The sequence below is a fragment of the Alkalihalophilus lindianensis genome (genome assembly GCF_032843265.1).
Classification (GTDB): domain Bacteria; phylum Bacillota; class Bacilli; order Bacillales; family Bacillaceae_D; genus Alkalihalophilus; species Alkalihalophilus lindianensis.
This window is the reverse complement of sequence record NZ_JAWJBA010000003.1, coordinates 231,465-257,770: the sequence shown is the minus strand read 5'-3', so window position 1 is coordinate 257,770 and position 26,306 is coordinate 231,465. Positions and strand designations below refer to the sequence as shown.

At 37.9% G+C, this 26,306-nt stretch carries 22 protein-coding genes and 1 pseudogene; 5 read left to right on the top strand and 18 right to left on the bottom strand.

Annotation, left to right across the window (positions count from 1 at the left end; translation table 11 throughout):
• The 5 genes from RYX56_RS11325 to RYX56_RS11305 form a co-directional block, all read right to left on the bottom strand.
• Window positions 1-2,037, bottom strand: coding sequence for a methylmalonyl-CoA mutase family protein (locus RYX56_RS11325; protein ID WP_317122161.1), 2,037 nt, complete (start codon window positions 2,035-2,037; stop codon window positions 1-3).
• A gap of 52 nt (window positions 2,038-2,089) precedes the next feature.
• Window positions 2,090-3,640, bottom strand: coding sequence for an acyl-CoA carboxylase subunit beta (locus tag RYX56_RS11320; RefSeq protein WP_317122160.1), 1,551 nt, complete (start codon window positions 3,638-3,640; stop codon window positions 2,090-2,092).
• Between the two features lie 41 nt (window positions 3,641-3,681).
• Window positions 3,682-4,191: an acetyl-CoA carboxylase biotin carboxyl carrier protein gene (gene accB / locus RYX56_RS11315; protein ID WP_317122159.1), complete on the bottom strand. Its 510-nt coding sequence runs from the start codon at window positions 4,189-4,191 to the stop codon at window positions 3,682-3,684.
• Window positions 4,184-4,837, bottom strand: coding sequence for a TetR/AcrR family transcriptional regulator (locus RYX56_RS11310; protein ID WP_317122158.1), 654 nt, complete (start codon window positions 4,835-4,837; stop codon window positions 4,184-4,186). Before RYX56_RS11310 ends, accB begins: the two co-directional genes overlap by 8 nt.
• 194 nt (window positions 4,838-5,031) lie before the next feature.
• Window positions 5,032-5,871, bottom strand: a complete 840-nt coding sequence (locus tag RYX56_RS11305; RefSeq protein WP_317122157.1) for a dimethylarginine dimethylaminohydrolase family protein — start codon at window positions 5,869-5,871, stop codon at window positions 5,032-5,034.
• A gap of 123 nt (window positions 5,872-5,994) precedes the next feature.
• Between RYX56_RS11305 and RYX56_RS11300 the strand changes: the two genes are divergently transcribed.
• Window positions 5,995-6,189 (top strand): hypothetical protein, encoded by a 195-nt coding sequence (locus RYX56_RS11300; protein ID WP_317122156.1) that lies wholly within the window; start codon window positions 5,995-5,997, stop codon window positions 6,187-6,189.
• A 95-nt stretch (window positions 6,190-6,284) separates the two neighbouring features.
• Here RYX56_RS11300 and RYX56_RS11295 read toward each other — a convergent pair whose 3' ends face one another.
• Both RYX56_RS11295 and RYX56_RS11290 read right to left on the bottom strand, forming a co-directional pair.
• Window positions 6,285-6,425: a lmo0937 family membrane protein gene (locus RYX56_RS11295; protein ID WP_012959840.1), complete on the bottom strand. Its 141-nt coding sequence runs from the start codon at window positions 6,423-6,425 to the stop codon at window positions 6,285-6,287.
• A 113-nt stretch (window positions 6,426-6,538) separates the two neighbouring features.
• Window positions 6,539-7,747 carry a GTP-binding protein gene (locus RYX56_RS11290; protein ID WP_317122155.1) on the bottom strand — a complete coding sequence of 403 codons (1,209 nt, stop codon included), beginning with the start codon at window positions 7,745-7,747 and terminating at the stop codon, window positions 6,539-6,541.
• A 127-nt stretch (window positions 7,748-7,874) separates the two neighbouring features.
• Here RYX56_RS11290 and RYX56_RS11285 point away from each other — a divergent pair, with 127 nt between their 5' ends.
• Window positions 7,875-9,047 (top strand): NAD(P)-binding domain-containing protein, encoded by a 1,173-nt coding sequence (locus tag RYX56_RS11285; protein WP_317122154.1) that lies wholly within the window; start codon window positions 7,875-7,877, stop codon window positions 9,045-9,047.
• Between the two features lie 64 nt (window positions 9,048-9,111).
• On the opposite strand, the gene RYX56_RS11280 is transcribed toward RYX56_RS11285, so the two are convergent.
• Window positions 9,112-9,408, bottom strand: coding sequence for an IDEAL domain-containing protein (locus RYX56_RS11280; protein ID WP_317122153.1), 297 nt, complete (start codon window positions 9,406-9,408; stop codon window positions 9,112-9,114).
• A 186-nt stretch (window positions 9,409-9,594) separates the two neighbouring features.
• Between RYX56_RS11280 and RYX56_RS11275 the strand changes: the two genes are divergently transcribed.
• Window positions 9,595-9,801 (top strand): B12-binding domain-containing protein, encoded by a 207-nt coding sequence (locus RYX56_RS11275; RefSeq protein ID WP_317122152.1) that lies wholly within the window; start codon window positions 9,595-9,597, stop codon window positions 9,799-9,801.
• A 41-nt stretch (window positions 9,802-9,842) separates the two neighbouring features.
• On the opposite strand, the gene RYX56_RS11270 is transcribed toward RYX56_RS11275, so the two are convergent.
• Together RYX56_RS11270 and RYX56_RS11265 are read right to left on the bottom strand one after the other, a co-directional pair.
• Window positions 9,843-13,430, bottom strand: a complete 3,588-nt coding sequence (locus RYX56_RS11270) for a CheR family methyltransferase (RefSeq protein WP_317122151.1) — start codon at window positions 13,428-13,430, stop codon at window positions 9,843-9,845.
• 243 nt (window positions 13,431-13,673) lie between these two features.
• A complete protein-coding gene (locus RYX56_RS11265) occupies window positions 13,674-14,444 on the bottom strand; it encodes a hypothetical protein (protein WP_317122150.1) in 771 nt (256 codons plus the stop codon).
• A gap of 242 nt (window positions 14,445-14,686) precedes the next feature.
• Here RYX56_RS11265 and RYX56_RS11260 point away from each other — a divergent pair, with 242 nt between their 5' ends.
• A complete protein-coding gene (locus RYX56_RS11260; RefSeq protein ID WP_317122149.1) occupies window positions 14,687-15,052 on the top strand; it encodes a YhjD family protein in 366 nt (121 codons plus the stop codon).
• A gap of 43 nt (window positions 15,053-15,095) precedes the next feature.
• Here the strand turns inward: RYX56_RS11260 and RYX56_RS11255 are convergent, their stop codons facing one another.
• From RYX56_RS11255 to RYX56_RS11225, 7 genes are all read right to left on the bottom strand, one after another.
• Complete coding sequence (locus RYX56_RS11255; RefSeq protein ID WP_317122148.1) at window positions 15,096-15,356, bottom strand: DUF3006 domain-containing protein; 261 nt, start codon at window positions 15,354-15,356, stop codon at window positions 15,096-15,098.
• A gap of 1 nt (window position 15,357) precedes the next feature.
• Window positions 15,358-16,440 carry an MBL fold metallo-hydrolase gene (locus RYX56_RS11250; protein ID WP_317122147.1) on the bottom strand — a complete coding sequence of 361 codons (1,083 nt, stop codon included), beginning with the start codon at window positions 16,438-16,440 and terminating at the stop codon, window positions 15,358-15,360.
• A 109-nt stretch (window positions 16,441-16,549) separates the two neighbouring features.
• Window positions 16,550-16,909, bottom strand: coding sequence for a response regulator (locus tag RYX56_RS11245; protein ID WP_317122146.1), 360 nt, complete (start codon window positions 16,907-16,909; stop codon window positions 16,550-16,552).
• Window positions 16,910-16,946: 37 nt separating this feature from the next.
• The gene (locus tag RYX56_RS11240; protein ID WP_317122145.1) at window positions 16,947-17,393 is read right to left on the bottom strand and encodes a chemotaxis protein CheW; all 447 of its coding nucleotides are present in this window, start codon (window positions 17,391-17,393) and stop codon (window positions 16,947-16,949) included.
• Window positions 17,394-17,414: 21 nt separating this feature from the next.
• Window positions 17,415-19,484 (bottom strand): chemotaxis protein CheW, encoded by a 2,070-nt coding sequence (locus tag RYX56_RS11235; RefSeq protein WP_317122381.1) that lies wholly within the window; start codon window positions 19,482-19,484, stop codon window positions 17,415-17,417.
• 245 nt (window positions 19,485-19,729) lie between these two features.
• Window positions 19,730-21,427 carry an EAL domain-containing protein gene (locus RYX56_RS11230; protein WP_317122144.1) on the bottom strand — a complete coding sequence of 566 codons (1,698 nt, stop codon included), beginning with the start codon at window positions 21,425-21,427 and terminating at the stop codon, window positions 19,730-19,732.
• Between the two features lie 78 nt (window positions 21,428-21,505).
• Window positions 21,506-22,330, bottom strand: coding sequence for an HAD family hydrolase (locus tag RYX56_RS11225; RefSeq protein WP_317122143.1), 825 nt, complete (start codon window positions 22,328-22,330; stop codon window positions 21,506-21,508).
• Between the two features lie 336 nt (window positions 22,331-22,666).
• Here RYX56_RS11225 and RYX56_RS11220 point away from each other — a divergent pair.
• Window positions 22,667-22,885 (top strand): annotated as a pseudogene (locus RYX56_RS11220) (phosphonate ABC transporter, permease protein PhnE); the annotation flags it as partial.
• Between the two features lie 48 nt (window positions 22,886-22,933).
• Here the strand turns inward: RYX56_RS11220 and RYX56_RS11215 are convergent.
• Entirely contained in the window at window positions 22,934-26,302 is a 3,369-nt protein-coding gene (locus tag RYX56_RS11215; protein ID WP_317122142.1) for a UvrD-helicase domain-containing protein, read from the bottom strand.
• Window positions 26,303-26,306 lie beyond the last annotated feature (4 nt).

The window sequence follows — 26,306 nt, the reverse complement described above, 5'->3', positions numbered from 1 at the left end:
TCATTTTCCTGCCCTCCAATTCCATAAATTCATGAGTTGTTCATAATGGTTCGATTTCATATGGATATAATCAAAGACTCCAGATTCATTTAATTGATCAGCTACCTCACCTTTTTGTTTACCTGCGACATAGATCCGAACCTCTTCTGAATTGGCTTTCTTTAATTCTTTTATTAGGGAAGCACCTTCTTGGTGGACATCTTCATCTGTTCCACAAATGACGATTACATTTGAACACTCCATTTGTACCTGATCACGCTCTAGAGCATCAACACTGATTGGAGAACCCACTTCAAAGCCCCCTGCCCTAAAGTAACCTGCAGCAAAATCAGCACGTGGTTTAAACTTAGCTAATGGTCCTAACCCTATTAAGGTTACCTCAGCACGTTTTCCTGTTTCTCTTTCAAATTGCTTGCTTAGATCCCTCATCTGTTCATACGGCATTGAAATACGTCTTCGGCTAAGCGGCTCTTTAATCATTGTAGGTTCTAGATTATTTAGCTTAGAAAGGACACGATACATGCTCGTTAGTGAAAAACCTTCACTTGAAACTTGAATCCATTCGTTAAATGATGTTGGTAAGGTCTCTACTGCTTTCAATTCGGACTTTGTCTCTTCTACTCTCCACTCATCTGTTTGTTTGTTTTCGTGAAGTAGCTTTTCATCAAGATTAGCGTATTGATTCACGCCAACGATCGTCTGCTTTCTTGTTTCCACATCTTTTATCCGAGCGTTCCATGTTTCATTAATCCAACTTTGAGGAATTCCCGCTGTTAACGCCTGGCTCATGCCACCATTGGCTTCAAGAACTTGGAATTGACTCCACGTTTTTTGCGTAATTTCATTTGTAAGATGTTCAACATACCAAGCCCCTCCTGCCGGATCTTGAGTGGCCGCTAGATGACTTTCCTCTAACAAAATTAAAGAGGTGTTTCTTGCAATTCGTCTTGAAAAAGCCGTAGATGGTTGAATCGGTTCATCAAACGGACTTACTTGAATACTATCAGCCCCCGCTATTGCTGCACTGAATGCCTCACTTGTACTACGCAGCATGTTGACATATGGGTCTAGCTTGGCTTTTGTGAATGCGGAAGTTCTCGCATGAATAACCATTTTTTGACCGGCTTCACTTGCACCGAACTCTTTCATAATGGCTGCCCACAACAATCTAGCACTTCGAACCTTTGCTATTTCCACAAATGATTGGCTTCCGATTGAAAATGAAAAGGCAATTGAGTTACCTGCATCGTCTGCAGAAAGACCGCGATCCATCAGTTCAGACACGTATTCTACTCCCGTTGAGAGCACGCATGCCAACTCATCCGTCGCAGAAGCTCCCCCATCATGATAAGCCGCACTTTGAACTAAAATTGTACGTAAGCCACTTTGGTGGTTCCCAACCCATAAAGTTGCTTCTGCTATATCATCGTAAATAGTAGCTAGTGTACTAGGAAGTTCCCCTGTTTTCGCTAATTCAAAAAGTGGGTCTGCTGCAATGATTCCACTTATTTTCTTCTCTTCAACTGCAGATATGACCATTGCTAACAAAGGCTTAAGCCATACACCTGTATATAAATGAATCGGGTATTTTTCTGTGTCTATACCTTCAAAGATTGTTTTAAAATCCGTAACACCTTCAATCGACACTCCGCGATCATTTTCATTCACATTATTTCCTTTTGCTTTTTCATTAGCGACAATATGTAGAACATCTTGACCTCTTTTAAGATCATGATGAGCTTGTTCGTTTAAAATGACTGGAGTCGCTCCACTTAATTCTTGACTCACTTTCCATTTAGCACGCTTTTGGGTTGTTCCACGCGTAAACGGAAACGCTCCAGGTTGCTCTTTAAGGGTCGGTAAATGATCAACATCCTTTTCTTGGTACATTGGCTCTATCGCAATGCCTTCATAGAGATGTGTGACTAATCTTTTATCAAATGACCCACCTTTTAATGAGCGCTCTGCTACTTCTCGCCATTCTTCATATGTTGGTATCGGAAATTCACTGAATTTATCAAGGTCCTTATGCTTCATAGCGATAGGGAGCCTGTAAAAGGCTCACCCACTCACTCCCTTCTTATCCATTCTATAGTGGAATATTTCCGTGCTTTTTCTTAGGTAATTCTTTCTTCTTATTTCTCAACATATCTAATGCTTGAGCAAGACTCTTTCGTGTATCTCTTGGATCAATGACATCATCAACCATTCCATTTCTTGCAGCAACATAAGGGTTGGCAAAACGTTCACGATAGTCAGCAATTTTTGCCGCTCTCGTTGCTTCAGGATTATCGCTCTCTTTAATCTCTTTAGCAAAAATAATATTTGCAGCACCTTCTGGACCCATTACAGCTATTTCTGCATTTGGCCATGCATAGACAACATCTGCACCGATCGCTTTACTATTTAGAGCTACATAAGCTCCTCCAAATGCTTTTCTTAAAATGACAGTAATTTTAGGTACCGTTGCTTCAGAGTATGCATAGAGGATTTTCGCACCGTGTCGAATAATGCCACCATGCTCTTGTTGCACGCCCGGTATGAAACCGCTCACATCTTCAAATGTAATCAATGGAATGTTGTAACAGTCACAAAAACGAATGAAACGTGAACACTTATCGGATGAATCAATATCAAGTCCACCTGCCATCATTTTAGGATTGTTTGCAACGATTCCTACCGTTTCTCCTTCAATTCGAGCAAAACCACAAACGATATTTTTAGCAAATTTAGGTTGCACTTCTAAGAAATCTTCATCATCAACAATTTTCTCAATCACATGTCGTACATCGTATACTTTCGTGCCGTCTACTGGCACGATATCAATTAATTCTTCAATACGCTCATCTAGAGGCTTGGATTGCTTTGGCTTTTTTATTGGTGTTTTTTCACTATGATTCTGCGGTAGAAAGGCAATTAATTTTCTAACATCCTTAAGAACTTGTTCCTCAGAGGCTGCCGTGAAATGAGCATTTCCACTTACACTTGAATGTACTTTTGCTCCTCCAAGATTTTCACTGTTAATTTTAGCACCCGTTACACTCTCAATTACTTTTGGACCTGTAATAAACATTTGACTCGTCTTTTCAACCATGAATACAAAGTCAGTAATGGCTGGCGAATACACTGCCCCACCTGCGCATGGTCCCATGATCACAGAGATTTGCGGTACAACTCCTGAATAAATCGCATTTCGGTAAAAGATATGTCCATATCCATCAAGCGAAAGGACACCCTCTTGAATTCTCGCTCCACCAGAGTCATTAAGACCGATGATAGGCGCACCATTTTCAGCAGCTAAATCCATTACTTTAGCAATTTTTTGGGCATGCATCTCGCCAAGAGCTCCTCCAAAGACGGTGAAATCTTGAGCGAACACAAAAATTAATCTTCCTTCTACTTTCCCATAGCCAGTGACGACCCCTTCACCGGGTGCTTCAGCTGAGCCATAATCTAAGCCGCGATGTTCAATAAATGGGTTTAATTCTACAAACGTCTCTTCATCTACTAATAGGTCAATTCGCTCCCTTGCAGTCATCTTCCCTCGATTATGTTGGGCATCAATTCTAGCTTCTCCGCCACCTAATTTCACTTTTTCTCTTCGTTCTTCTAACTCGTTAATATGGTCAAGCATATCCATCGATCATCATCCTCCTATTTCTGTGGTTGAATTACTAGATACTACTTACTAGCTTGAAGTGCGAATAGAGGTTGACCATATTCAACAAGTTCTCCATTTTCAACTAGTACATCAACAACCTTTCCATTTAACTCCGCTTCTAGTTCATTCATAAGCTTCATAGCTTCAACGATACAAACAACTTCTCCCTCTTTCACTTCATCTCCAACCTCAACATATGGTTTTGAGTCAGGTGATGGAGCCGTGTAAAATGTTCCGACCATTGGAGAAAGAATATGCTCCACATCATCAACTGGTGTTTCTTCACTCTCTTTCTTTCCTTCAGTCACTTTTGGTGATTCATTTTGGGGTGAGGTTGTTTCTTTGACTACAGGAGCGGGAGTGATTTGTTCTGATGTAGTGGTAGCAACATTGGTTGCTGGTTCTTCTGCAACTCCTTCATTCTTCTTTAAAGTAAGCTGTGTTTTCCCTTCCCCTTTAACAGTAACCTCAGAAAGATTTGAACGATCGAGTGCACGAATTAATTCCTTAATTTCACTAACTTTATACATGTAGATCATCTCCTTTTAATGAATCCGGTTTCAAAAAGAACCGTTGATTTTCTGATTTTTGCAGGGCCTCAGGTGTAAGCACTGAGTGCATGACAAGATCAGCATAAATTAAAGCAATATCATTAATCGAATATTCACCTGTATCCTTGTACCATTTATAGGTCCAGTTGGTCATTCCAAATATCGCCATGGACGTAATAGGAACAGGAATCTCTTTTCTGAATTCCCCTTGCTGAATTCCCTCTTCTACAACACGAAACATCATTTTCTTATAACGGTCACGCTTTACTTTTATCGTTTGAAAGTAATCCTCACTTAAATAAAGAGATTCTTGATAAAATACAGTAACGTGGGGACGATACAATTCAAACATCATAACAAACGACTTTACCGTCTCAAACAAACGTTCAGCTGGTGTGTCATATCTTTCATATGCATCCTCTGCTTTTGTTAGGATGTATGTAATGAAAGAATCATGGATCGTGTAGAGCAGTTCATCCTTTGATTTAAAGTTATGATAAAATCCACCTTTTGACGTTCCGCTCTGTTTTACAATCTTATCAACAGTAACCGCATGAAATCCTTGCTCTTCAAATAACAATAAGGCAGCATCTATGATGCGATCTTTTGTCGGTTTTACATTCATCTTGTGCACTTCACCTCTCCCCATAAATTCGACCGACTGTTCAGTCTGTTATGAGAATTGTACGAAACGTTCCGACTATTGTCAATATTGTTTCTGTAATCGCTTGCAATATATTTTATTATTCTTATTTCTTCTTTATCTACTAAACTGAAAAAAGGGCTATTTCCGAGGAAATAGCCCTTTTTTCACCAATTTTATGAACGATATAAAGGCATTGTCACACAGCGGAATGCTCCGCCTGATTTAATAATTTCTGATAAATCAACCTCGATTATAGAAAATCCTGCTTCTTTAATCTTTTGATTGGTATGTTTATTAAGCGGGAGGGCGACAATTTTTTTGTTCCCGATACTTAATACATTTGTAGCAAGAGTGAATTGCTCTTCTTCTGAAACATCAATTAAATGATACTGTTGTTCTAATTTCTTCACAGCTTCAGCTTCAATCGCATCTCTATAAATGAGTGCTACATCCCTAGAAAGAGGATTAAACACGCAATCTAAGTGAAGGTATTTTTCATCAAAGTGAATTAAATGGATTTGATGATGAGGATGATCTTTTCGAAGCTGATCTACTGTTAGAGTGGAAGTCCGACTACTATCTCCTACAAAAATATGGGCGCCATCAATGATGACGTCTCCTCCTTCAATTGTGCCTCCTCGAATCTCTTTAAATGAATAGTCATTTTCCATCAAAAACTCTTTTAATACTTTCTCTTCTCCTTGACGAATAGAACGTTTCAATGCACCTACATAAATGGTTTTATCTATTGTAAATCCAATATCTCTTGTGAAAACTTGTTCTGGAAAAACTTCTTTTGCTTGTAATAAATGAACGTCTACTCCCTCAGCTTTTAATGCATGTACAAGGTTTTTGTGTTGTTCAATTGCTTTGTCTACATCAATATTTTCTTCTTTGTAGTGCTCTTGTGTATCATTAATTGCCTCCTCAATCTTCATATATAATGGTTCACATAGTAAAACGGTCTGTAATGGATCATATTCTGTGCGGCAACCTGTACTTGTTGTGTTCATTCACTTCTCACCTTTCTTGTTTTCATATGAATTTTTACTATTTTTAAATGTATGTAAGAGCACGTAACGCCTCTTTTCTCATATGATAATGAGGAATGAGGACGTAAGGAGGCTAAATGGGCGATGGGATTCCAAACAACTCGAATGAAAAAACTAATAGAACATGATCGATTTTTATTGTCCACTTTTAATGAGTTAATTAGCCAATCGATAACTGAAGAAGAAGCTCTCCATTATATGTTTCTTGTATATGTACAGTCTGAGCCAATCTTATTAAATGCATACAATCATCTAACGATTGAAACAAAAGATAGTTAATCTTTCACTAAATTTATGGTTTACAAAAGGCTGCTGTATTGAGCACAGCAGCCACCTTTTGTTTAGAAGATTCACCATCACCTTGTTTGGTTTGGCTAAGCCCTCCTACCTGTTAACATGCGAACTATAAAGACAATTAGTGCGATAACTAATAAAATGTGAATCAAGTTTCCAGCAATTTCGAAACTGAATCCTAATAGCCATAGTATTAAGATAATAATTAGAATCGTCCACATAACATCCTTCACTCCTTCTCATCTCAGTATATGTTTACTCTTTTACTTCCCTACTCATTTTATTTTCAAACATAAAAAAGCAGTCGCATATGGATGCGACTTACTTTCTCCAATTATTTTTCAACTAATTCTTCAAGCTCTGGCCACTCTGGCAGTGGGTCTTCAAAGCTTGACCAATCTTCATTCCTCATTTCAAGATCTGTTAATAAACATGAATTAAAATAAGCATCTATCTCATTTGGAATCAGCTCAAGTCCAATAACTACAAGTTCTGTCATACGGTCTCCGTGACGTACATCCCACTTCGACCTTATTTCAGGCTCTTCTGCAAGGACTTCCCTCTTATCGTCCTCAGACATTGCATCAACCCAAAGGCCTGCAGGTTCAAACACCATTGATGGACCAGCTTGGCTAAGCAGCGCAGCAACATCATTTCTGGTCGCAAGCCAACAAATTCCTTTTGATCGCACAATATTACTTGGCCAATCTTGAATAGCGTTCATCAATCGTTCTGGATGGAAAGGTTTACGGCTTCTATATACGTAACTAGAAATACCATACTCTTCTGTTTCTGGAATGTGCTCTGTTTGAAGTTCTTTTAACCAACCAGCTGATTGACTTGAGCGCTCAAAATCAAATAAGCCTGTGTGTATAATCTCCGTTGGGTTTACTTTTCCTTCTGAAATTCTGATAAACTTAGCTTGTGGTTGCAATGTTCGAAGCACTTTCTCTATTTCATCAAGATCTTTATCATCTAATAAATCACATTTATTTAAAAGTAAGACGTCACAGAATTCAATTTGATCAATTAATAAATCCACAATCTCACGTTCATCTTCTTCGTTAACGGCTTGACCTCGGTCGAGTAAAGATTCCCCTGATTCAAAATCATGCCAAAATCTATAAGCATCCACAACGGTAACCATTGTATCCAATTGACATATTTCTGTTAAATCAATACCACTCTCATCATCGGCATATGAAAAAGTTTGAGCTACAGGTAATGGCTCTCCGATGCCAGTTGATTCAATTAAGATATAATCGTATTTATCTTCCTGTGCTAACCTTTTCACTTCCACCATCAAATCTTCTCTTAAAGTACAGCAAATACAGCCATTAGACATTTCAACTAGCTTTTCATCTACTCTTGAAACGCCTCCCCCATCTTTAATCATGGAGGCATCAATGTTCACGTCACTTAAATCATTTACTATTACGGCAAGTTTTAGACCTTCGCGATTATGTAAAACATGATTCAATATAGTTGTTTTTCCTGCTCCTAAATATCCACTTAACACCGTCACTGGTAATTTTCTCTTCATCTTTTCACGTCCTAATTCGTAATTATTACGATTTAAACTCTATCATTTTCCTCTTGGCAAATCAACCTTATTTCTGTATGATAAGAAACTAAATCGAAATAATTACGTTTTAAAGAGGTGTCTATCTATGAAAGAATGGCTAATTATCGGCGGAGGCATTCAAGGTATAACTCTTGCATGTTACCTTAAAGAAACATTAAAAGTTCACGCTAAGCAACTTACGATTATCGACCCACATAAAAAGCCTTTAACCATGTGGAAACATTGTACGGAGAATGTTGGAATGAACTATCTAAGGTCTCCTTCTATTCATCATTTAGAACCACAAGCTTTTGGCTTAGAGGCATTTATAAAAAAGCAAAAGATCAAAAAGGAAGATGCGTTTGTCCGTCCCTATGACCGTCCACTTCTTTCTTTATTTAATCAACATAGTGATAAACTTGTAGAAAAATTTGAGATAGAGAGTAGTTGGGTAGAAGATCGTGTATGTGGATTATCTAAAACATCCTTTGGTTGGAATGTTCAATTAAAAAGCGGAAAAGAAATGACTAGCAAACGGGTGGTTATTGCAATTGGCCTCGGAGAACATCCTTTATGGCCTGAATGGGCTACTGACTTAAAGGAAAAAGGCGCAGAGGTTCATCATGTTTTTGAAGAGTCTTTTCTGACAAACACTACATTTAATAAATCCATTGTAATCGGCGGAGGCATTAGTGCTGTTCAAGTGGCATTGAAGATCAGTCAACAATCTACAGAAAAAGTACATCTTGCTACTAGACACCCTCTTAGGACAAAACAATTCGATTCCCATCCAGGTTGGCTAGGACCTAAATATATGCGTGCTTTTATAAAAGAAGAGTCGATAGAAAAGAGACGAGACAAGATTAAACAAGCCAGAAACCGTGGTTCTATTCCTATTGAATTAAGAGCGAAAATAAGAAGATTTGAAGGTGAAGGAAGAGTCCATTCTTTTGTGAGTGAATTAAATACTAGTCATTTTGATGGAGAATTAGTACACCTCACATTTAAGGACGGCACAGTGTGGAGTGGAAAACAAATTATTCTAGCAACAGGGTTTCATTCAACTGCTCCTGGAATGGATTGGCTTAATCAAACAATCAACTCCAGACATTTGCAGTGCCATACTTGTGGCTATCCCATTTTAGATGATCATTCACTCAAATGGGATGATCAACTTTTCGTTATGGGCGCTTTAGCTGAACTATCATTAGGCCCTGTAGCGCGGAATATTTCAGGGGCTAGAAGAGGTGCAGAAAAAATTATAAGGGCAGCTTATTAAAGCTTCGTACAGCTTGAAAAAGCATCATCCATTACTAGATAAGATGCTTTTTCAAGTAGCCCTACTATTCAAAAGTTAGATGAAGCTCATAACCATTTTCTATGATCATTTTCCCATCTATATGGTCATTTATGTGATTATTATATTCGAGTGTATGGCGATAGAATGCTTCTTTGTCGCCTGCTTCTAATGATTCGTCTATCAGTTGCAGAAGTTGAGATTTCTTAAAGTGATACTTTGAGTATTCCAAAACGGCCTGGGCATAAAGAGACTGGACTGTAGATTCTGTACGCTTTTGTAATGACTTAATAATTTCCAACTGTCTATAAATGTTATTATCCATCGCAAATTGATTATTCATTGCGTATCCCTCCTTAGCTTTCTCTTTGTTCTACTATACCCTTATTTCTTCTATTCAAACCATTCACACATTTTATCTTGGTGTTCCTCATTTGGCGCTTCTAGGCTCTATTGGTGACAGAACATGGTAACTATGATACGTTGTAGAGACAATCGACCTCACTATACTAGAAGTAGGTATTGATCCATGAACCAACGAGTACTAGATTTTAGTAACCATTTGCTGCAAGGGGATCTTTATGAAAGTTGGCAAATCACCAATCAATTAGGTCACCAGCAACATGATAGCTTTTTCATTTACAATAATTTGATTGCCCAAGCCATGCAATTAATAGGAGACCGCTGGGAAAATAATGAGTTAACAGTTGTAGATGAACATCTAGCTTCTAAGTAAGCAAGGAAGAAATCTTCCCATTTGGTAAACCTTCTTTCCTTTTATTCAGCTATTGGTAGGGAGAGCGTTACAGTTGTACCTACATCCACCTTGCTCTCAAACTCCATTTTGCCCATATGATTTTCAATAATTTTATAGCTTACCATTAAACCAAGACCTGTCCCCTTTTCTTTTGTGGTATAAAATGGCTCCCCCATTTTTTCAAGCCGCTCTTCAGGTATCCCTTTTCCTTGATCTTTAAAAATAATTTGGATATTTCGAGATTTTATTTTAGTTGATACAGAGATTTTACCTCCGCTAGACATCGCTTCCATACCATTTTTTAAAATGTTGATAAAAACTTGCTTTAATTCTTTTTCGACACATGAAACCAATGGTAGAGATGGATCTACGTCGTCTTCTATCACAATATTATTCATCAGAGCTTGCGTTTCTAGCAGTAGCAATACATCCCTTACAATGAGAGTCGGATTCTTTTTCTCATATTTTATAGCATGAGGTCTTGCTAAAACTAATAATTCATTAATAATCAATTCTATTCGGTCAAACTCACCAGCCATTATGTCTAAATACTTTTCATTGCCTGTTCGCTCTGCTTGCATAAGTTGCAGGAAACCCTTTAAGGCTGTTAATGGATTGCGTATTTCATGAGCAATTCCTGCAGCCATTTCTCCAAGAGCAGATAACATTTCAGATTTTCTTAGTAATTCATCTGTTTGATGTTTTTCAGTAATATCTTCTGCCATCCTTAAAAATTGAAGGATTTGTTGCTTCTCATTAAAGATTGGCATAAACGTGACCTTTTCCCATTTTTGGTTGTTTACACCATCTGTAAATGTTAATGTCCCATCCCAACGTAATCCTCGATTCACTCGATCCCAAGCTAGATGCAGTTGTTTTTTTGCTTCATCTCCATATAACGAAAAGATCGATTCTCCTAAAATATCGTGCCTCTCTACTCCTGTATATGCTTCAAAGGATTGATTAACATAATTAACCTCGCCTTTTTCATTAGCAAGTAAAATGCTAGAAGGACTTTGTTCTAAAGCATACGATTGCACTAACATATTTTCTGTTTGCTGCTTCATTTCGGTCATATCAACAAAGGTAATGACTACACCTTTTATATGGTTTTCCTTTGTGCGATATGGATGGTAGGAAACTTTGTACCAATTGCCATCCTTACTCGAAATTTCAATCTGTCTTTTTCTCCGTTCAAGTAAAACCTTTTTGGCATCCTCGATTAAGTTTGTGTAGTATAGTTGATGTGAAAAATGAGCGAGAGGTCGTCCAATATCTATTTGAATTAAATGAATTAATTTTGTCACTGCTGGTGTAAACCGTTTCACTCTTAATTCTTCATCTAAAAACACGGTTGCAATATTTGTACTGATAAACAAGTTATCAAAATCATCCGTTACCTCGATTAATTCTTGAATCTTCTTTTCATGTTCTTCATTTACATTCCCTAACTCTTCATTGACTGATTGAAGTTCCTCGTTTGAAGTTTGTAATTCTTCATTCGCCGCGATCAGCTCTTCATTTGTGGATTGATATTCTTCATTTGAAGTTTCTAACTGCTCAATAGTTGCCTGTAAACAATCTTTTGTATAGTTCACTTCATTCTCAAGATCATTTATCAATTGATGAACCTGACTTTCTAAGTCATAGGGGATCATCTCTTCGGATTCATTATGACCGACCTCTTCTTTGACCTCATCAATCATAATAATCGAAAATCCAGCTCCAGCTATGTTTGATAACATAAAAGGTTTGACAGTTAAATCAACCCATCTTTTTTCTGAGGCAATCTCTAAATTTATTTGCTGATAGTTCACTTCTTTATGTTCAGTTCGGCTCTTCTTAAGAGCCGAACTGATTGCTACGGACAAGGAAGCAGGAACCATCTTTAATATGTTGGTCGTCATATGCCCATTTGGAACTTTCATCAAGTGATGAACACTGCCAGCAGATACAATCACTTCGTTCAGTTCATTTACTACAATACATGGGCTCGTGTATTCCATAAGCAGTGTTTCGTACACCAAATTAAGATGCGGCGATGGACTCATGTAAGGAAGAGCTCTTTTGTCTTCCTTTGTCACATTAATATCTATAGATTTTTTCATTCTCATCGTGTTTATGACATTTTGTTTATCAATTTCTTTTTTACTAAATTGCTTCCACTTTGAATTAACCGGTTGAAACCAATCCACTAACTTCCCTAGAGATTCACTTGGTCCTAAAAACAAATAGCCTTCTGGTTGCAACGCAAAATGAAACATCGATAGAATCTTTTGTTGGAGTTTACCTTGAAAATAAATGAGCATATTACGACAAGTAATCAAATCTAAATTAACAAAAGGAGAGTCCTTTGTAATGTTATGGGGAGCGAATATAATCATTTCCCTTAATGACTTTTTCACCCGATAGTGATCACCATTCACATCAAAAAATTGCTGCATTCTTTTTCCTGATACATTCTTTAAAGCTTGTTTCGTGTAAGACCCCTTGCTTGCTTTGGCTAGAGCTTCTCTATCTAAATCAGTTGCGAAAATCTTGACACCGATATCAAACTCTGGCTCCCCCTCAAGATATTCAGCAAATAACATCGCAACTGAATAAGCTTCCTCTCCTGTAGAACAACCCGCAGTCCATACGCGAACACTTTTTTCTCCTGCCTCTACCTTTTGTTGAATTAGATTCGGAATTACTTGTGTAGCTAGTCCTTCAAATGCTTCTTTATCTCGAAAGAACTCGGTTACAATAATTAGAAGATCATTTTGTAGTTCAATTAATTCTTCAGGGTGTCTGATTAAGTATTCTTTATAGTCAAGTAACGTATTAAAAGGAAGATTATGCATGAAGACCCTGTTCTCTATTCTCCTAAATAAGCTATTCGGTTTATAGTCTCCAAAATCACTACCACTTTTCCTTTCAATTAATGCACATATATCATCCATTATTTCTTTTTCTGACTGATCTACATCCTTAGAATGCTCTGGTGTATTGGAGCTCGAATCTATACTTTTCTTCACTCTTATTAGACGAGCAGACATTTTATCAGGAGCTAACATTGCATCTACTTTACCTGTTTCCACTGCATGATTTGGCATTTCAATAAACTTTGCCGTCGATTCTTGCTGTACAAAGACGGATCCACCTCTATCATAAATAGAGGCAATCCCTTTGGATCCATCCTTTCCTTTCCCTGATAGAATGATGGCTGCGCAACGATTTTTATACGTTTTTGAAAGGGAATTAAGGAAATGATCAATCGGATAATGCATGCCATCTGTTTCATTTATTTGCTTTAAGTGAAAAAGTCCTTCTGTTACTTCTATTAGTGTTCTGGGTGGAGCAAGATAAATACAATCAGGCTCAGCTGGCATACCCTCTTCTAATTGCTTAATTGGAATGGTTGTTTTTTTAGATAATAGTTCCTTCATATCACTTTTAAATGAAGGAGATAAATGTTGTATAACAACAAATGTCATTCCGGAATGTGGCGGAAAGGGCTCAAAAAATTGCTCCAAAGCTTCTAAGCTTCCTGCCGAAGCGCCGATTCCAACAATATAATTCGATAGGGGCGTTAGGTGGCTATTGTTGTTGTGTTTAGTTGTGGGCAATATCACACACCTAGCCTTTCTTTTATAGTTGTAATTCTCTTAATAGAGTTAGTTATATATACCTTCTCTTCCTATTTCCAAACCGACTTAATTATCCTTTATTTGGAAAAGAGTGGCTGGTTTTATCTTTCTTGATGAACCGTCTTTTCTCCTGCCTATAAGACAATCTTTCTTCACTGAAATGACCTTAAGTCAAAAAAAAAAACAAAGCTTAGTTTTTAAAATCTAAGCTTTGTTTCATTATTACTGTGCTTTTTCTTTTTTTATTTCTTTACCGCGAAACTCGCGCTCTTCATTTGTTAGCTTTGGACAAGCATAGCATTTCTTACCACTTTCTTTTACATAACTCATGCAACAAGCAGCTTTTACTCTAACAGGTTCAACTGGCTCCCACCAACTATCTACATAGCGAAAAGAAACTTGATAGGGATTCCGCTTTAAACCGAATACATCACTCTTTATATTTCTTAATACATGAAGGTCTTCATTTATTTGCTGTTTTCTAGTATCACTAGCCGTAACCATCCAAGCTTCCTGTTGCTTATAAAAAGGATTACAAAGGAGTCCCCATGTCTGCTGAATTGGTAACCCTGAAGCTAGTGCTACCTTCTCAACCATTGGACGTAGTTGCGTATACAGATGTATCCACTTTTCTGTTATATATTGTTCACGTCCACCCTCAGGAAGAGGCTGCCATTCACTATTAATGAGGGTAAACCCTACTTCTTCATCAGTCTTAAAAAATGCGACATCCTCATAAGAAAGCCAATGATCGTGAATCGAGGTGGCATACTGATGAGCTGTACATAAGTAAGCAATCCACTTCATCATATTCGCTCCTGCTACCCTCTCGTCACGCCCTTTTAAAGCCGTTGTACGCTCTTCAATAACTTGTTTCATCGTTGTTTCTTTTTCAAGTTCTCTTTGTCTATAGTAATAAATAGCCTCGGTATGAAGTTGATCTATTGTAAGAAAAAATGTTTGTTTCAAATGGTCTTTTATTGCTTTATCCATTTCCTCTTAACTCCTTTCTTTCCACTCTAAAAATTTTTGTTTTCGTTCAAACTATCTCATATCAAGTTTAACTTATATAAAAAGAAAAGTAATACTTTTAACGTTAGAAAAACTCTCACCTAAACCCTAATAACTTTTAATAAAGACTTTGGAGTTAATCATTTCTATCATTATCCAGTTGTATTCCATGAATCGCTCGCATATAATAAGAACATAAGTTCGTATTAGGGAGATGAATAAAAATGGCCACGCTAACAAGAAATGAATATAAAGCGGTTCACCATTACATTTTACTTCTTGTAGCTAGGCAAGTTCTCGAGCGTGATTTCACTTATTTGGAGCAAGCAAAATTAAAAATGGCTGAACCATACCTTGAATTAACAAAATCTGCACTTGATCAGATTAGCCACGAGCTCTCTACTTTAAAATCATACTTACGAGCTCATCAGATTGATATTTATAACAGAACAAACGATGGCTTATTTAGTGAATATTACTATCGCCATAGAGGCTATGAAGGGGTGACCCGAGTTTTAAATACTCACCTAAAAAATCAAGTACATGATTATGTGACCTCCTGCTTCACTTCTTTTCGAAAGCCTTCTTAACTTTATTTTAACAAAAAAGAGGGAGTCATCAATGACTCACCCCTTACTTACGTTTGTATTTACTTTTTTGATTTGCTCGCAATTGCTCTAGAGTATTGTTTATTCGCTTTTTAGTAGCCTGTTCTTCTTTTTGATTCTTCTCCATAAAAACAACTCGATCATTAACAAACGTAACCTGAAAGTGGTCACCCTCTAAAGCGTCCTGTGGGAGTGATGAAATAGGTAGTATAACTTCTTTCTGATCTGGCCCTACTAATAAAACAGCTTTTTCCCCATCTACGATTCGATCTAGTATTGCTTTCATTTTAAGATCCTCCATCTAAACACGCTAGTTCTTCTGCTACGATATCTGAAAGTCTGCCCTGACCAATTCCTTGAATATCGGTTAGTTGTTCAATCTGATTAATAGGCCTCATGGCAACTATTTGCTCTGCTCGCTCTTCTCCAATGTGAACGATGGTTACAAGTTCTTCTATCGTTGCCTCGTTTAGATGAATGCAAGTAGAAGCTGTCGCATCTGGAGATGATTGTTGAGAGAATTCCTTTTCAGATTTCACTATGATTTCTTGACCATCACTCACCATATCAATTTGACCATGAACATCTGTCCCAAACCATTCGATTTCAAGTCGATCAAGCCTCTCTATTACTTCGCGGTGGGGATGACCATATTCATTATCAACCCCAGATGAGTATATAGCATACGATGGATCTACTTCCTGCAAAAAAGCTTCATGACTAGAAGTAGAAGACCCGTGGTGACCTAGTCGTAGAACATCAGCTTCGATATTTACTTTAGAATCGACTAACTTGCGTTCAACGTCTTCTTCAATATCAGACATAAAGAGCCAAACAACCTCTCCATGCTGTACACGCAAGGCAATTGCCCCCTCATGAAAATCACCGGTTAACTCAGTTGGGTTCAATACTTCTATTTCTAAAGCTCCAATCTTAAATTGTTCACCTGCACGGGGTTCATAATAACTAGCACCTGAACTAGCTATCGCTTGAATTGTCCGTTCAAACGTTCGTGTCGTATGTAAATCGCCAGACATCCATACTTCATCTACCGGAAAGTGAAGCAAAACTTGATCGGCTTGTCCAATGTGATCAGCATGTGGATGTGTACCAATAAATAAATCAACCTCCTTCACACCAGCTCCTTCTAGAAGGTCAATCACATCATTTCGGTCATGTCTGCCCGCATCGATTAAAATCGTCGTATCCGTTGTTTGTAACAAAGTTGCGTCGCCCTGACCAACATTTAAGAAAGAGACCAATAGCTCTCCCTCTTGAAATTCGGTTTTAACTCTTTCTTGCTCGGTTTGACTTGTGGCATCACAGGCAACAAGCAAGGCAATACAAAAAGCAATTAACATAACTCTCATGGTTATTCATCCACCTTAAATTAGTATTTCACTGTTCAGTCATAAAAATATAGTATACAGCAAAAAGAAAACCATGACGCAAGAAAATGGTCATGGTTTCACTTCATCTTTATCCTAGTACTTTATTAATTGACTCTAACACACGATCTGCTTGGAATGGTTTTACAATAAAGTCTTTCGCCCCTGATTGAATCGCATCAATCACCATCGATTGTTGCCCCATCGCTGAGCACATAATGACTTTTGCTTCGGAATCGCTTTCTTTAATAGCCTTAAGTGCTTGAATACCATCCATTTCAGGCATTGTAATATCCATTGTGACCAAATCAGGCTTTAATTCCTTATATTGGTCAACTGCTTCTGCCCCATTAGCTGCTTCTCCAGCAATTTCAAACCCATTTTTTGACAAAATATCTTTAATCATCATACGCATAAAAGCTGCATCATCTACTATTAATACAGACGCCATAAAATCACCTCTTCATCATTTGCATGTTGGAATGTAATTAGGATACTTGAATAACTTTTTCTAAGTTTAATAGGGTGAATAACCTCTTATTAAGCTTCACCACTCCACGCAAGTATTCGGCTTCTACTCCACCTACCACTTCAGGAGTCGGTTCAATCTTTTCAAGAGGTATGTCAATGACATCGTTTGCCCCATCAACAATAAAACCGATTTCAATGCCTTCCTTAGATATGACTAAAATTCGAGTTGCTTCATCAAATTCCTTTTCCACAATCCCAAAACGTTTTCTAAGGTTAATAATAGGAGTTATGACCCCACGTAAATTCATTACACCCGTAACAAAAGGATATGTACTTGGAATTCTTGTTACTGGCTGCATCCGCTCAATCGATTGGATGTAATCAACTTCAATTGCGTACTCTTCATCTTTCAGTTGAAACACAATCACTTTAATCTCAGTTTTAGTAGCTGTTTCGTTAGACACCGTCTTAAGCCTCCTCGGTCATTACTTGATTAGCGCATTTGTATCTACAATAAGTGCCACTTGGCCATTCCCTAAAATAGTTGCCCCAGAAATAGCAAAGACATTTGTTAAGTAATTGCCTAAAGACTTTAACACGATATCGTGCTGACCAATTAAAGAATCAACAACGAGCCCTGCCACTTTGTCACCTTTATTAATAATCACAAGAGAATAAAAGTCTTCTTTCTGTGGATCACCTGGCACTTCGAAGATGTCCTTTAAGAACACAAGAGGAACCACTTTCCCGCGGAAATCAATTACCTTTTGATTGTGAGCACTATATACATCCTGTTTGTTAACAATCGCTGTTTCAACGATTGAAGAAAGAGGGATTGCATATTTCTCATCTTGAACTTCCACAAGCATCACATCAATAATCGATAGGGTTAATGGTAGCTGAATAGAAAACACAGAGCCGCGACCTAGGATCGAATTAACCGTCACAATACCACCTAGTGACTCAAATGTATTCCGAACCACATCAAGGCCAACCCCGCGACCTGACACATCAGTAATCTTCTCAGCCGTGCTAAATCCTGAAGCAAATAATAGTCCGAACACTTGTTGATCAGTCATCTTCTCAGCTTCTTCTTCAGTCACCACACCATTATTTAAAGCTTTTTGAAGTATTTTATGTCGGTCAATCCCTGCACCATCATCTTCAATTTCAATAAATACGTTATTCCCACTATGGAATGCCTTTAATTTAACGGTTCCCTCTTCTGGCTTTCCTTGGGTACGACGTACTTCAGGAGTCTCAATTCCATGATCAATCGAGTTTCTCAAAAGATGCACAAGTGGATCTCCGATTTCATCAATAATTGTACGATCTAACTCCGTATCTGCACCTATAATCTCAAGGTTCACTTGTTTCTTTAAGTCTTTAGATAGACTACGTACCATACGTGGGAATCGGTTAAATACTTGTTCAACCGGCATCATTCGCATGTTTAAGATAATTTCTTGTAAATCACCAGAAATACGTGACATTCTTTCAACCGTCTCATTTAATTCATTGTTTTGAAGTTCACTTGCGATCTGTTCGAGACGTCCACGATCGATAACTAACTCTTCAAAGAGATTCATTAATACATCAAGTCGTTCAATATTAACGCGAATGGTTTTATGTGAATCGCTTGAAGACTTCTTTTGGACCGACGTTTGTTGTGGGTCTTTTTGTTTCACAGCAGGTGCTTGCTCCACTTTAGGAGCTTTTACTACTTTTGGCTTTTGTTCTACTATCTCTTCTATTGGCATTTTTGTTGCATCTTCTTTGCTAATCAAATCTTGCCCAGTCAATGGTTGAACAACTACATTTACAATTTCTGATATGTTTAAAATACGTTGTTTAACTTCTTCAGCATTCACTTTAGAGACGACTGTAACAAGGAACGTTTCATCAAACTTCTCTTCTTCTAACTGGTCAGCTGATGGGGTAGACTTGATCACTTCCCCAACTTGTTCTAATACTTCAAAAACCATAAAAACACGCGCTGCTTTTAACATCGCTTGTTCGTCTAAAGTCACTTCAATTTGAAAGGCGCTGTACCCTTGTTCAAATGATTGCTCAAGCACCGTACGCTCAAACTCATCATATACTTCTATTAACCGTTCTGGAGATTCGATTGTAGCTGCTGTTTCTTGTACTACCGTGCTTGTTTCTTCTATACTTTCGCCCTTTTCAATTTTCTCAAGCTTCCCCACAACCTCAGACACATCTCTTTTTCCTTCTCCACCTGCGGCAATATCTTCTACCATTGCCTCTAGGTCATCAACCGCAGCAAATACAACATCCATTACTTGAGATGTCACCTTTAGCTTTTGATTACGAATTAGGTCTAGAACATTTTCCATGTTATGCGTCAGGTGAGCTAAGTCTTCAAAACCCATCGTTGCTGCCATACCTTTTAATGTATGGGCAGAACGAAAGACCTCCCCGACAATGGATAAGTCTTCTGGCGCTTGTTCTAATTTTAGTAAATGATCATTAATAGATTGTATATGTTCCTGACTCTCATCAAGGAACACATCTAAATACTCTGAATTGATCAAGATCTTATTCACCTCGACGTTCTCTTAGTTCCTACATAACATTTATGTTAACTAAATTATTTCTTTCATCATAGCACATTTCACGAAAACATAAGCATTTATTCATAGTAAAAATTAAATATATTTAAGACGTCGTTTCCTCTTCTCAAAAGAGAGATATAGCGATTAATAGGGATAATGATAGCTAAACAGGCAGATAAACAGCTTTTTTTAGACAAGATAGTAGCATTTAATAAAATAGTTCTTTATACCCTTAAAAATTGCTTGTATTGGTCGACAGTCAAAGGTTTTGAATAATAGTACCCTTGAACGTAATCGCAACCTTTGTTTTTAAGAAAGGCTAATTGTTGTTTCGTTTCTACCCCTTCTGCTATCACCTTTAATTGAAGTGAGTGTCCGAGGTGAATAATCATAGAAATAATGGCTTCACCATGTTTGCCATCACCAATTTTCTTTACAAAGGATTGGTCTATTTTCAATTCATGAATCGGAAGTTGCCCGACATATTGCAGCGAACTGTAACCTGTACCAAAGTCATCCAAGCTAATTCTGACGCCCAGCTGTATTAAACGATTTAATACATCAAGAGTTCGATCTAGATCAACAGTGACACTCTCTGTCACTTCCAAATCAAGATATTCAGGGGGTAAGCCTGTCTCATTTAAAATCATTTCGATTGTTTGAACAATGTTCTTTTGGAGGAATTGTTTTAATGAAAGGTTGACTGACATTGGCACCTTAGGAAATCCTGCCTTAATCCATTTTGCCTTCAGCTTACAAGCTTCTCTTAATACCCACTCACCTATTGGTACAATAAGCCCTGTTTCCTCAGCAATTGAAATAAACTTTGAAGGACCAATCATACCTTGAGTAGGATGTTGCCAACGGACGAGAACTTCTTCTCCACAAAGTTCTCCAGTCGTAGTATGAAATTGGGGCTGAACATACAATTCAAATTCGCCACGATCTAGTGCTTTTCGTAGATCATTCTCAACATGAAAATACTCATAAAATTCTTGATTAACCCTTCTATCGTAAAATTCAACTCGATTCGTTCCACTAGCTTTTGCTCTATACATAGCTGCATCGGCTGATGTGAGTATAGCTTCGGTATCGCGACCACTTTCAGGATAAAGCCCAATTCCAATACTTCCAGTTAAGGTAAACTCATATCCATCCATCACTAATGATTCTCTAATAACCTTTAGTAGCTTTTCAGTTAATTTAAGAGGCTCATCCTTTGAGCAAATATTAGACATGAGTACGACAAATTCATCTCCACCCATACGTGCAATCATCGATTGATTAGGGAGCTTAGCTAATAATCGCTCTGCCATTTTCACTAGTACACGATCTCCAAATAAATGGCCTAATGTATCATTTACATACTTAAATCGATCCAAGTCTATAAACAAGACTGCAAGCTTTTGTTTTTGTTTTTTTGCTCTTTGTAATTCAGATTCTAAATGATGCATAAAATAGCGCCTGTTTGGGAGGTTGGTAAGAGGATCTTCATTTGCAAGGCGATACATATTCACATCAACGGACAATGCATCGGATGGGGTATTCAGTTCACCCACAATAATCGCCCCGACCACTTCCCCGTTTATCCTACTTGGTATCCAAACTAGCCGTAACTGAATCCGCGTTTCTCCTCTATTAATAGTAGCCTCACAAGTACATACTTTTCCATTCAATACATGCGGTAAGAAGTCATCCACATTAAGAGAGAATAGGCTACATAAATGTTTTTGCAAGGCATCCGTTTCTGTTACCCCCCATATACACAAGCCAGCATGATTTATACGAAGAATGTGACCTGTTGCATTAACCACGATCATCATATATGGGCTCTGATTAAAAAGAGAACGGTATTCTTGCTCTAACTCGGAAAAGGATGAATTCGCTTGCTCAAAAACCATAGTCGTTTCAACTCGCTTCATAGAAAAATTTTCCATCTTTTTTTTATAATCCCTATTATACCACTACTTATAGTGATCAAAAAAAGCCAACCTAGGAGGTCAGCTCTTAGAAAAACAGTCCATAACAGATGAAACAATTTGTACATTCTTATGAAGTTCTTCTTGATTATTTTCAGTATGAATATATACTCCGTCCATCCCTAATAAAACAGCTGGTGCGACATCATTTATAAAATTGTCTCCAATCGAGAGGGTTTCATCTGCAGAAGCTTGGTACTCCTCGAGCAGGTCTGTAAAGAGTTTAGAAGTGTAAGTTGGTTTTTCAGCTGAAGTAATCACTTTATCAAATAAGCCTCTTAACTGTAACTCATTCAATAAACGATTCACATCATCTGCATCACTATTTGTCACAAGGACGATAGTAGACTGAGTTTTAAGATCAACAAGTGCCTCATTCAAACCTGGCAACGGCTCTAGCTGAAACGATTCTGATACCATATATTCTTTCGTTGCAACATAGCTGCTATAGCAATCTTCCACTCCGTAATGCTTCGCACAGACAAATGGCAACCACCAGCCATCACCAATAGCAATCATCGTTTCAAAATCAAATGATAGCTGCTCTTGGTATTTCTTTTTTACTTCCTCTATTGATAAAGTTTCCCCGTTCCACTTAGATGCTTCTGTAACTGAAAGTGTCATAGGGTCAATGGTTAGGATGAGATCTTCCTTAATGTCATAGGCTTTTCCTATCATCACAGAATGATTGCCTGCTTTCATTTGTTCATAATCCCGTTGAAAGTCCAATTGTTTATGAACGATGACCTTCTTCTTTAGGTGTTCAGCATAATAGTCAAAATGATCCGTTCCTTCGTATAACGTTCCGTCTAAGTCAAAGATGACTAATTTATATTGTTTGAACACGAGACACTCTCCTCTATTTCAAAATTATATCCCATTATATCGTATCATTTTCATCTCCACTTTCATGCTGCCTTCTCTCTAACGCTTCAAATGGATATTATCATCATCACTTTTGGAGCGATTTTTAGTGTTCTCATTTTTCAATTATCAGTAGTTAATTCATTTCCCAATAAATGGATTCACAAACCTGTTCGCTTCATGATGAACGTCTTACGCCACATCCTAGATGTCTTACTTGTCGTTATTTTTGTTGGGATTTATGGTGTTTGTCCCAGGGATCATGGCACTATCATGTCAGATAAATAGTCTTCAACCTCATCTATACCATAATCATTTATTCCTGAATTTTTATCCTATGCCATTTATCGTTTTGAAATTGATGTACGAGCGTCTACTATTTTAGGGATTATTGGTGCTGGAGGAATCGGAACTCTCATCACAATCGCTATGCAAAACCGTAATTGGGATGAAGTAGGGATGATTTTACTTGTGATTGTCGTCGTCGTTACGATCATCGATACATTAAGTGCGATGATCAGAAAAAGAATTGTATAATCATATAAAGCGGACATACCCTAATAGTTTGTCCGCTTTACTCATTATTTAAAAATCTAAAGATACGTACTCTTCAAGATTTGCATTCGACTGACGCAAATAAACAAGCCTTTCAATCATTTTTACAATGTATAATTCTCTCGTTTTGTCTGCAACAATTGTATGCAAAGGTTGGGTTTTATCTCGTAATACATACAAAGACATGGAAGTGATCTTATCTCCTGTTACTTTTTCATAAGCCATCTTATACAAGTATAATTGAATATCATAGACTTCGAGCCATTCTTGTCCAGAGTTTTTGATCCGGTTCGTTTTAAAGTCTATTAGGTGGAGCACTCCATCTCTATGAACAACTTTATCAATCTCACCGATCACCTCTGCCCCGAACAGCTCAACAGCAAACGACCACTCATTTGCTACAGGTTTACCCAACTCTTCCTGCTGTGCCTCGCTATACATATCCATTAATCCCTCAACCTCTTGTTGATAGAGCAATGTATTAGGAAGATCCTCTATTTGCAAAAGAGCTTCATTAATCGCATCGCTAGAGGAGAAGCCATGATCTCTTAATTCACAAGCTCTGTGTACGATCGTCCCCACTACTGTAGGATCTAGCTTTCTCTCTTCCTTCCCTATACTCTCTCTTACTTCTGCTCTCCATTTTAATCGGTTCATGCCTAATACATAATCCTCATAATACTCTTTAGGATCATGGATAAACGTCATAATTTCAGAAACAGAAAGAGGTACAGGTACATTTTTTCTTGGATGAAGAGGCGCTTTTGTATAGTGCTCTATAGAAGGGCTATGTGGTTGCTGCTCAGAAACACCATCTACCTCAATAAGATAATGTTCAAGCTCCCCTTCCGCCTTAGCATCCTCTACAAGATATAACCATGATTTTTTTGCTCCCGGCTGCTCACCAATCATGACTAAATAGTCTTTAGCTCTTGTGGCTGCGACATAAAAAAGACGTTTAGCCTCTTCTTCTGCCTCCTTGCTTGTTTCGTCCTTAACCAAATCATAGCCGGGTGTCACTTGCTTTTCTGGCTTCGTATTTAGATTATCTCCCTCTTCTTCAAGACTCATCACAATTCCAAGTTGATGATGGAAACGAACAGAGCCTTTATCCCCACGTACAGGTCGCTCTAGTTGAGATAAACAAACGATTGGAAACTCTAACCCTTTTGAAGCATGCACGGTCATGATATGAACAGCATCGCCCTCTGTTCTTTCCATTTCTGCTTCTCCTTCTTTATCACTTAATTCAATTCTCTCATCAATAAGCTCAACGATCTCTTCCAAGCTATTAGACATCGATTGCTCAATTAGTTGAATCACTTTTTCTACGTTTTTCACCTTTTGAAGACCGTTTGATTGTAGGAGTAAACTATTTAAAAATCCTGTTTCAATAATTAATTCGTTAAGCGTTACTGCACATGATTCTTGCCAAGTAAACGGGACCCATCGCTCTAACCATGTTTTGATTTTACGAAGTGCTTCAGCAATAGGAGTAGGGGCATCCCAATCTTGCTCTGACCAGTTGTAGATATAATCAGCAAAACTTTGAACGGTTTCCTTTTGTTCGGAGATTGTTAAGAAATCGTTCATTGTAAGACCAATTAAAGGACTTCTTAATATCGAAAGTAAATACACATCTTCAAACGGTCTATTTAACCACTTTAAAAACGTAATGATATCGACCACTTCTTGACGATCATAAAATCCCACTCCACCATAAACGGTATATGGAACCTGTTTCTTTAAAAATGCCCTTTCTAACTGCAAGAGTTCTGTTCTTGCAGGGATCAAGACGGCGATGTCTTTAAAGTCCGGAGCCTGCCAAGACCCTTCTTTAAACACTCTAGGTTGTTTTGTATGAATGATTTCGGTTATTCGATTGGCTAATTGATCATAGGAATCTACTTCTTCTTCTTCTTTTTGTAGGACAAGAAGTTCAATTTGCTTTTGGTTACTTATTTCCGGCTGCCTGTGTGCATCTAGTGCAGTATAGCGAGTTTGATAGCTTTCAGTGATTTCATCTGTCATCGCACTAGCAAAGAGGGCATTGATTCCATCTATAATCGGTTTGCACGTACGATAATTGATATTCATATCAATAGCATCTGCATTCTCTTGTTCTTTAGCGACCGCTTCTAGCTCATTCATCAACCGGACATTTGCACCACGGAAGCGATAAATGGATTGCTTCGTATCCCCTACAATAAATCGATAATGAGGCTGAATTTGATTGAGCATTTCTAGCTGCAATCGATTGGTATCTTGAAACTCATCAACTAGCATATGTCTAAATTGCTTCTGTACGGCTTTTTGAATAGCTGAATTGGTAAGTAAGGAAACGGCCTTTTGTTGAAGATCGCTAAAATCTACTACACCTCTATAGTTTTTTTCTTTTTTATAAGAAAGATGAAACTTACCTAGAAGATACATCAATTGGTTAAGTAAATGAGCCGCTTTCTCCTCAACCACAACATCCCCACCAATTGATTTCCATTCTTCTTTTAGAGGCTTCCAGTATCCTTCAAATAATTGGAACAGTGAAGGGAGAGTGTCTTGCCATTTTTTATCCGTACGCTTTGGCATAACCTCTTGCAACCACTTGATATAATCATTAGGTGATTCAGTGGACATTGGAGCTGCAAATGCCTCTTGTAATCTCTCTACGTGAGCAAATTGAGCTTTTGTTAAGCCTTCACCACTCGGCAACTCCTGTATAAGCTGAGTTGCCACTTGATGAAAAGCTTGTACTTTTTCCTGTTGTTTCTTTAGGATTGCTTCCACTTGAGCACGTAACATTTCTTCAGGCTGTAGTTCGAGAATCGCATCTTCCCCCACTACTAACTCTGAAACAGCGGCGTGAATCTCCTCTATTGTGACAATCAATTGATCTTTACTCATATAATGAAAAAACTCTTTTGCTACGGCTGTAAACTCGACATCTTGGAGCTGTTTTTTCAATACATCTCTCTTTAATTGCCTTGATTCGAGATCATCTATAATACGAATTTTAGGTGGCAACTTAGCAGCTATTGCATGTTGGCCTAATAATTGTTGGCAAAAGCTATGAAAGGTCGAGATATGCGCCCGTTCTACTAACTCTTTTTGTTCGCTCCAATAGCTAGCTTCATGTGCTGTTTCAGATTCATCCACTTTTTCGGAAAGTCTCTTACGGACACGATCTTTCATTTCACGAGCCGCTTTTTCCGTAAATGTGATCGCGGCAATCTCTTCTATAGTTGCACCTATAGACGACTCTTGATCGAGATAGTTCTTTTCTAACAGATACATCATACGCTCTGTGAGAACACGTGTCTTACCGGAACCTGCTCCTGCAGAGATAACGACTAAAGACTGCTCATTTTCAATCGCCCGTTTTTGAGCATCATTAAAATCCATTTTC

Coding starts and splice junctions, on each gene's coding strand:
- RYX56_RS11290 (WP_317122155.1), bottom strand. CDS start 7,747: ATGAAGAGAAAATTACCAGTGACGGTGTTAAGTGGATATTTAGGAGCA.
- RYX56_RS11215 (WP_317122142.1), bottom strand. CDS start 26,302: ATGGATTTTAATGATGCTCAAAAACGGGCGATTGAAAATGAGCAGTCT.
- RYX56_RS11260 (WP_317122149.1), top strand. CDS start 14,687: ATGGCCACGCTAACAAGAAATGAATATAAAGCGGTTCACCATTACATT.
- RYX56_RS11305 (WP_317122157.1), bottom strand. CDS start 5,871: ATGAACACAACAAGTACAGGTTGCCGCACAGAATATGATCCATTACAG.
- RYX56_RS11275 (WP_317122152.1), top strand. CDS start 9,595: ATGAACCAACGAGTACTAGATTTTAGTAACCATTTGCTGCAAGGGGAT.
- RYX56_RS11285 (WP_317122154.1), top strand. CDS start 7,875: ATGAAAGAATGGCTAATTATCGGCGGAGGCATTCAAGGTATAACTCTT.
- RYX56_RS11310 (WP_317122158.1), bottom strand. CDS start 4,837: ATGAATGTAAAACCGACAAAAGATCGCATCATAGATGCTGCCTTATTG.
- accB (WP_317122159.1), bottom strand. CDS start 4,191: ATGTATAAAGTTAGTGAAATTAAGGAATTAATTCGTGCACTCGATCGT.
- RYX56_RS11250 (WP_317122147.1), bottom strand. CDS start 16,440: ATGAGAGTTATGTTAATTGCTTTTTGTATTGCCTTGCTTGTTGCCTGT.
- RYX56_RS11245 (WP_317122146.1), bottom strand. CDS start 16,909: ATGGCGTCTGTATTAATAGTAGATGATGCAGCTTTTATGCGTATGATG.
- RYX56_RS11255 (WP_317122148.1), bottom strand. CDS start 15,356: ATGAAAGCAATACTAGATCGAATCGTAGATGGGGAAAAAGCTGTTTTA.
- RYX56_RS11265 (WP_317122150.1), bottom strand. CDS start 14,444: ATGGATAAAGCAATAAAAGACCATTTGAAACAAACATTTTTTCTTACA.
- RYX56_RS11230 (WP_317122144.1), bottom strand. CDS start 21,427: ATGAAGCGAGTTGAAACGACTATGGTTTTTGAGCAAGCGAATTCATCC.
- RYX56_RS11295 (WP_012959840.1), bottom strand. CDS start 6,425: ATGTGGACGATTCTAATTATTATCTTAATACTATGGCTATTAGGATTC.
- RYX56_RS11325 (WP_317122161.1), bottom strand. CDS start 2,037: ATGAAGCATAAGGACCTTGATAAATTCAGTGAATTTCCGATACCAACA.
- RYX56_RS11320 (WP_317122160.1), bottom strand. CDS start 3,640: ATGGATATGCTTGACCATATTAACGAGTTAGAAGAACGAAGAGAAAAA.
- RYX56_RS11300 (WP_317122156.1), top strand. CDS start 5,995: ATGGGATTCCAAACAACTCGAATGAAAAAACTAATAGAACATGATCGA.
- RYX56_RS11280 (WP_317122153.1), bottom strand. CDS start 9,408: ATGAATAATCAATTTGCGATGGATAATAACATTTATAGACAGTTGGAA.